This window comes from Halanaerobium sp. (assembly GCF_003070835.1).
Map to the genome: position 1 here is coordinate 1 of NZ_QBLR01000210.1, position 5912 is coordinate 5912.

The following is a 5912-nucleotide window of genomic DNA, read 5'->3' on the forward strand; positions in this document are numbered from 1 at the left end:
ATAGATAATAATTATAAAAATAATAAAACGAATGAGAATGTTATTATTTCTTTAACTTCATTTCCTGCTAGAATAGATAAAGTTTGGATAGTTATTGAAACATTACTAAGACAAACTAAGTCACCTAACAAAATAATTCTTTGGTTAGCTGAGTCAGAATTTAATTCAATAGATGATTTACCTAATAACTTGTTAGAGCAACAAGAATATGGTTTAGAAATAAAATTTTGTGAAAATTTGCGTTCTCATAAAAAATATTATTATTCAATGAAATGTTATCCTGAAAGTATTATCATAACTGTAGATGATGATACTTTTTATCCTGAAAATTTAGTTGAAAAGTTATTAAATGCACATAAAAAATATCCAAAAGCAGTTTGTTGCAACCTTGCTCACCTCATTACCAGTAAGAATGGCAATATAGCTCCATATAAAGAATGGGAATCAGGATCTCCAGGATATAAAGGCCCTTCATTTAATTTAATTCCAATTGGATGTGAAGGAGTTTTATATCCCCCGAATTCTTTAAATGATAATGTGTTCGATAAAAATAAAATAAAGAGTATTTGTCCTAAAGCAGATGATCTTTGGTTAAAATCAATGGCTACTATTAATAAAGTTAAAACTGTCAAAACTAATAAAACATCGATAGATTATGCTAATTTATTAACAGCAAAGAGCGGGTCATTAAATTCTATAAATGTGGATAAAGATTTAAATGATAAACAATTAGCTAATATAATTGAAGAATATCCAGAATTAAGAGATGTTTGGAACTGATAAATATGTAAGGGGTAAAAAAAGTGGAAATTTTATATTATTTCGAAAATAAAGAAACTTATATGGATATGTGGCAGCAAGTTCACATTTTTGATGAATTAGAGAAAAAAAATTGCAATATTAAAGTTTTTAGTCCAAATGATTTCAGAAACATATATGAAGCAAATGAAAAATTATTAGAACATATAAAAGTTAATGACATTGATTTATTCATGACACCTTATGGAGAAGAAAAGCTTTATATAGAAACACTCAAACAAATCAAAATGGAAAGCATTCCAACTTTATTGATATGTTTTGATAATTTATTAATTCCTTATAGACATAAAAGCATTTCAAAATATTTTGATTTAGTATGGCTTACCTCAAAAGAGACCAAAAACAAATTTGAGGAATGGGGAGCAAATATAATAGTTCAGCCGTACGCAGCAAATCCTCATTTTTTTAATCCCAGTTATAAAAGTGAAATAAATAAAGTTGCTTTTGTTGGAACTCCATATGGGAGTAGAACTAATATGATAAATAATTTAGTGAATAATAGAATAAATACTACATTATTTACTAAAATTGATTCTAAACATGAAAAAAATATTTTAAGAAAAATTTATAGTAAACTATTTTCAAATTTAGAATCAATATATAATTTATTAAAGTTTGATATTGGTCGCAGAATTATTCTTGGGGCTTTAAAACAGAATTTATTGCCATCAAGCAAGCTTGAATTAAATAGTGATTTTTTGGAAGTGAAAAGTCAAGTTGAATTTAATAACTTATCAAAAATATATTCGAATTTTGCATTATCTTTATCTAGTACATCTGCACGAAATACAGGTATATTAAAATCTCCAGTTAATGTCATTAATTTAAGAACTTTTGAGATTCCAATGTGTGGGGGATTACAGTTCTGTAGATATTTTGAAGAGATATCAAATTATTTTGAAGAGGATAAAGAAATAATTTTTTATAGGAACGATCAAGAGCTCGTTGAAAAAGCAAAATTTTATCTTAATCCAAAGCAAAATAAGAAAAGGAAAAAAATGAAATTAGCAGCCAGAAAGCGTGCAGAAAATGAGCACACTTGGTTTATTAGATTTAAAAAGATATTTGATTATTTTAATATTAGATATTAAAATGATTACTAATTGTTTTGATTTTTTGGGAGGTACTTAAATATGTCAAATAAAATTTGTTGTATAGGACTTGGTTATATAGGGTTGCCAACTGCAACCATGTTTGCTGTAAATGGTCATCAAGTAGTCGGAGTAGATGTGCAGGACCATGTAATAGATACGATAAATGATGGCGATATTCATATAGAAGAACCTGGTTTAAAAGAAATGGTTAAAGGTGCAGTAATGGAAGGTAATTTAAGTGCTTCTTTAGAACCGGTAGAAGCAGATGTATTTATTATTGCTGTGCCAACACCGTTAACTGAAAATAAAACTGCAAATCTAGAATATGTAAAAGATGCAACCGAAAGTATCTTACCCTATCTTAAAAAAGATAACCTGGTTATAATTGAATCTACAATTGCTCCTAGAACTACAGAAGATGTGGTTTTACCTATTTTAGAAAATGCTAATTTAGAATTAGGAGAAGAACTATTTGTAGCTCACTGTCCAGAAAGAGTATTACCCGGTCAAATCATTCAGGAACTAGTTAATAACAATCGAATTATCGGTGGGATTAATGAAAAATCAGCTTTGAAAGCAAGAAGAATCTATAAAAGCTTTGTTCAGGCTAATATGTACATAACAGATGCAACAACAGCTGAAATGGTAAAATTAATGGAAAATACATATCGTGATGTTAATATAGCTCTGGCAAATGAGCTAGCTAAAATAGCAGAAGAAAATAAAATCGATATCTGGGAAGCAATAGCTCTAGCAAATAAACACCCAAGAGTAAATGTTCATCTCCCAGGACCTGGTGTTGGTGGTCACTGTCTGGCAGTTGATCCCTGGTTTATAGTTGAAAGTGCACCAGGAAAGGCAAAGATGATAGAATTATCCAGAAATATCAATGATAGTATGCCAGAATTTGTAGTTAGAAATGTAAAAGAAATATTATTTGGCATCGGTGATCCTAAAATATCTATTTTTGGCATAACTTATAAAGGGAATGTAGATGATTTAAGAGAAAGTCCAGTACTTGAAATAATAGAAATACTTGAATCAGAAAACATTGACTTAGGTATTTATGATCCTCATATTTCAGAACCTCAAAAAAGCGAATATGGTTTAAGTGAATTAGAAGAATCAGTTTCAGGTTCAGATATCATTATTATTGGAGCCGATCACAATGAATTTGAAGACATAGATCCAGCAAAACTTGCTCCTGAAATGAGAAATACTAAAGTTTATGATACTAAAAATATCTTAGATAAAGAAAAATGGGAAAAAGCAGGGTTTAAAGTTATCAAAATAGGAGATTATTCTGACTATGCCTGGCATAAAAAATATGGTGTAGAGGAACTCGATAAATAAATATTCGCTATTGTAATGGAGGTTAATAATGATTAAAGTAATGACTGTTTTTGGTACCAGACCGGAAGCAATAAAAATGGCGCCAGTAATTAAAGCCTTAGAAAAAGAAAAAAATATAAAAACAATTGTAACAGTAACTGCACAGCACAGAGAAATGCTGGATCAGGTTTTAGAATTATTTGAGATCACACCTGATTATGATTTAGATATTATGAAAGACAAACAGACTTTAAGTGGAGTAACTGCCAGAGTGTTAATGAGGATTAAAGAAGTATATGAAAAAGAAAAACCAGATCTAGTATTAGTTCACGGAGATACTTCCACTACCTTTGTTTCCTCTCTGGGAGCCTTATATCAGCAGATAAAGGTGGGTCATGTTGAAGCAGGTCTTAGAACCCATAACAAATACTCTCCCTTTCCTGAGGAAATGAACAGGCATCTTACAGGAGTTATTGCAGATCTTCACTTTGCTCCAACTGAATTGGCAAAAGAAAATCTTTTAAAAGAGAATGTTGATTCAGAAAAAATAACTGTGACAGGTAATACAGTTATTGATGCTTTATTAGATGTTGTAGATGATAATTATCAGTTTGAAGATGAATTATTAAAAAGTATTGATTTTAAAAACAAAAAGATTATCTTATTAACAGCTCACCGCAGAGAAAATCTGGGTAAGCCTATGGAAAATATTTTTGATGCGATCAATGATATCTTAATAGAAAATGGTGAAGCTGAAGTTGTTTTTCCAGTTCATCTAAATCCAGTAATCAGAGAACTGGCTGCTGAAAAATTTGAAGATGCAGCTCGAATACATTTAATTGAGCCACTTGATTACGAGCCTTTCATTAATCTGATGAATAAATCATATTTAATTTTAACAGATTCAGGTGGAATTCAGGAAGAAGCACCTTCTTTAGGTAAACCTGTATTGGTTTTAAGAGATACTACCGAAAGACTAGAAGCTGTTAATGCTGGAACTGTAAAAAAAGTAGGTACAGATATGAAAAATATTTATAACAAAGCCAATGAGTTATTAAATGATGAGAATACTTATGATAAAATGTCAAAGGCATCTAATCCTTATGGTGATGGAAAAGCAAGTGATAGGATTTTAAGAAAAATATTGATAGAATTTAACTAAATCATTATAAAAAAAGGTGAAATTTTATGAAAATAATTCATGTTGAAGATTACTTTGATCCTACAGCTGGGTATCAAATAAATGAATTACTATATGCTTCTAAAGACTTTGACAATGAAGTATATCTTATAACTTCAGATGATATGTCTCCTTTTCACAAGAAAGTAGATATTTGTCAAGATGAAAAATTTGAAAATAAAACAGATGTAAAAATAATAAGATTAAAATCTTTGTTTAAATTATCTAGTCGATTAATATTAAAAGATTTTATTAAAACTATTAAAAACATAAAACCTGATGTGATATTTATGCATGGTATTGCTGATTTTAAAGATTTAATATTATTAAAAAGAAAACAGGATTTTAAAATTGTTAGAGATTGTCATATGTCTTGGGTGGCAGCAAAAAATAAATTCCGGAAACCATTTTATTTTTTTTATAAGTTGACTTTTGCAAATATTATTAATAAGACAGATAAATATCATAAGATATATGCTTTAGGTAATGAAGAATTAGAATATTTACACAATATTGGAATAAAAGATAAAAAAACAGATTTTTTACCTCATGGCTTTAATGACGATATAATGTATTATGACAAGAAACAACGTCAAAAAATAAGAAAAAAATTTAATTTAGATAATAATATTGTAATTTCATATATTGGAAAATTAAATGAATCCAAAAGACCTGATTTATTAATTAATATTATTAATGAACTTGATAAAGAATTTATAAATACTTATAATATTAGTTTGCTATTTATTGGTCCTCAAAATAAAAAATATATGAATTTATTTAATAGAAAATTAAATTCTCTTAACTTTGAATTAGAATATAGAGTTGAAGACTCAAAACCGTTTAGAGAATTGAGAAAATATTTTTCAGCGAGTGATATAATGATTTTCCCAAAACAAACTACATTAAGTTCAATTCATGCTCAAATTTGTGGTTGTCCAGTAATAATGGAAGATCATAAATCTAATAGAGAGAGAGTAATTAATAATGATAATCTTTATCCAGAAAACAATTTCAAGAAAGCAGCAAACATTTTGAAAAGATTGATAGAAAATCATGAATATATTAAAGAAAATAATTTATGTAATAGAGAAATTTTATCTGATAGAGAATATAAAAATCAGATAAATAAATTATATAATGATTTAGAATAAGTCAACATTTTAGAAATGAGTGGGCATAGAAACATTATAATGTTTCTATGCCTGTCAAAGTGTTTAGATGATTAAGTTAAAAAATCTTCTTTTAAAAAAATATGAATAATAATTTGATAATATAGATATTTAAATCAACCAATGGGAATATATTTATAGTATGTTGATTTTTTTGTATTACTTCTGTAGATAATAATTTTTCTACGCATGTATTAGAATTTTTAACTTTAGGTACTCCAGTTTTTGAACTTAATGTTGATGGAATTTCAGAACAGATTTCTGAAATTTTAGAGTTGACTGGTTATAGATTCTAGAAATAGCAAAGAATTATCT

The 5912-nt window shown here is 27.8% G+C and carries 5 protein-coding genes; all 5 read left to right on the forward strand.

Features of this window, described 5'->3' with window-relative positions:
* Window positions 1-780, forward strand: a 780-nt coding sequence (locus tag CI949_RS15520; protein WP_290767935.1) for a hypothetical protein, incomplete at its 5' end; no start/stop codon positions are given.
* A 23-nt stretch (window positions 781-803) separates the two neighbouring features.
* Window positions 804-1910 carry a glycosyltransferase gene (locus CI949_RS15525; protein WP_290767938.1) on the forward strand — a complete coding sequence of 369 codons (1107 nt, stop codon included), beginning with the start codon at window positions 804-806 and terminating at the stop codon, window positions 1908-1910.
* A gap of 42 nt (window positions 1911-1952) precedes the next feature.
* On the forward strand, window positions 1953-3266 hold the full coding sequence (locus CI949_RS15530; protein ID WP_290767941.1) for a nucleotide sugar dehydrogenase: 1314 nt from the start codon (window positions 1953-1955) through the stop codon (window positions 3264-3266).
* A gap of 28 nt (window positions 3267-3294) precedes the next feature.
* Window positions 3295-4407 carry a non-hydrolyzing UDP-N-acetylglucosamine 2-epimerase gene (wecB, locus tag CI949_RS15535; protein ID WP_290767942.1) on the forward strand — a complete coding sequence of 371 codons (1113 nt, stop codon included), beginning with the start codon at window positions 3295-3297 and terminating at the stop codon, window positions 4405-4407.
* A 26-nt stretch (window positions 4408-4433) separates the two neighbouring features.
* A complete protein-coding gene (locus tag CI949_RS15540; RefSeq protein WP_290767944.1) occupies window positions 4434-5579 on the forward strand; it encodes a glycosyltransferase family 4 protein in 1146 nt (381 codons plus the stop codon).
* Window positions 5580-5912: the final 333 nt, after the last annotated feature.

Excerpts from the sequence above, each read along its gene's own strand:
- CI949_RS15530 (WP_290767941.1), top strand. The coding sequence starts at position 1,953 with ATGTCAAATAAAATTTGTTGTATAGGACTTGGTTATATAGGGTTGCCA.
- wecB (WP_290767942.1), top strand. The coding sequence starts at position 3,295 with ATGATTAAAGTAATGACTGTTTTTGGTACCAGACCGGAAGCAATAAAA.
- CI949_RS15540 (WP_290767944.1), top strand. The coding sequence starts at position 4,434 with ATGAAAATAATTCATGTTGAAGATTACTTTGATCCTACAGCTGGGTAT.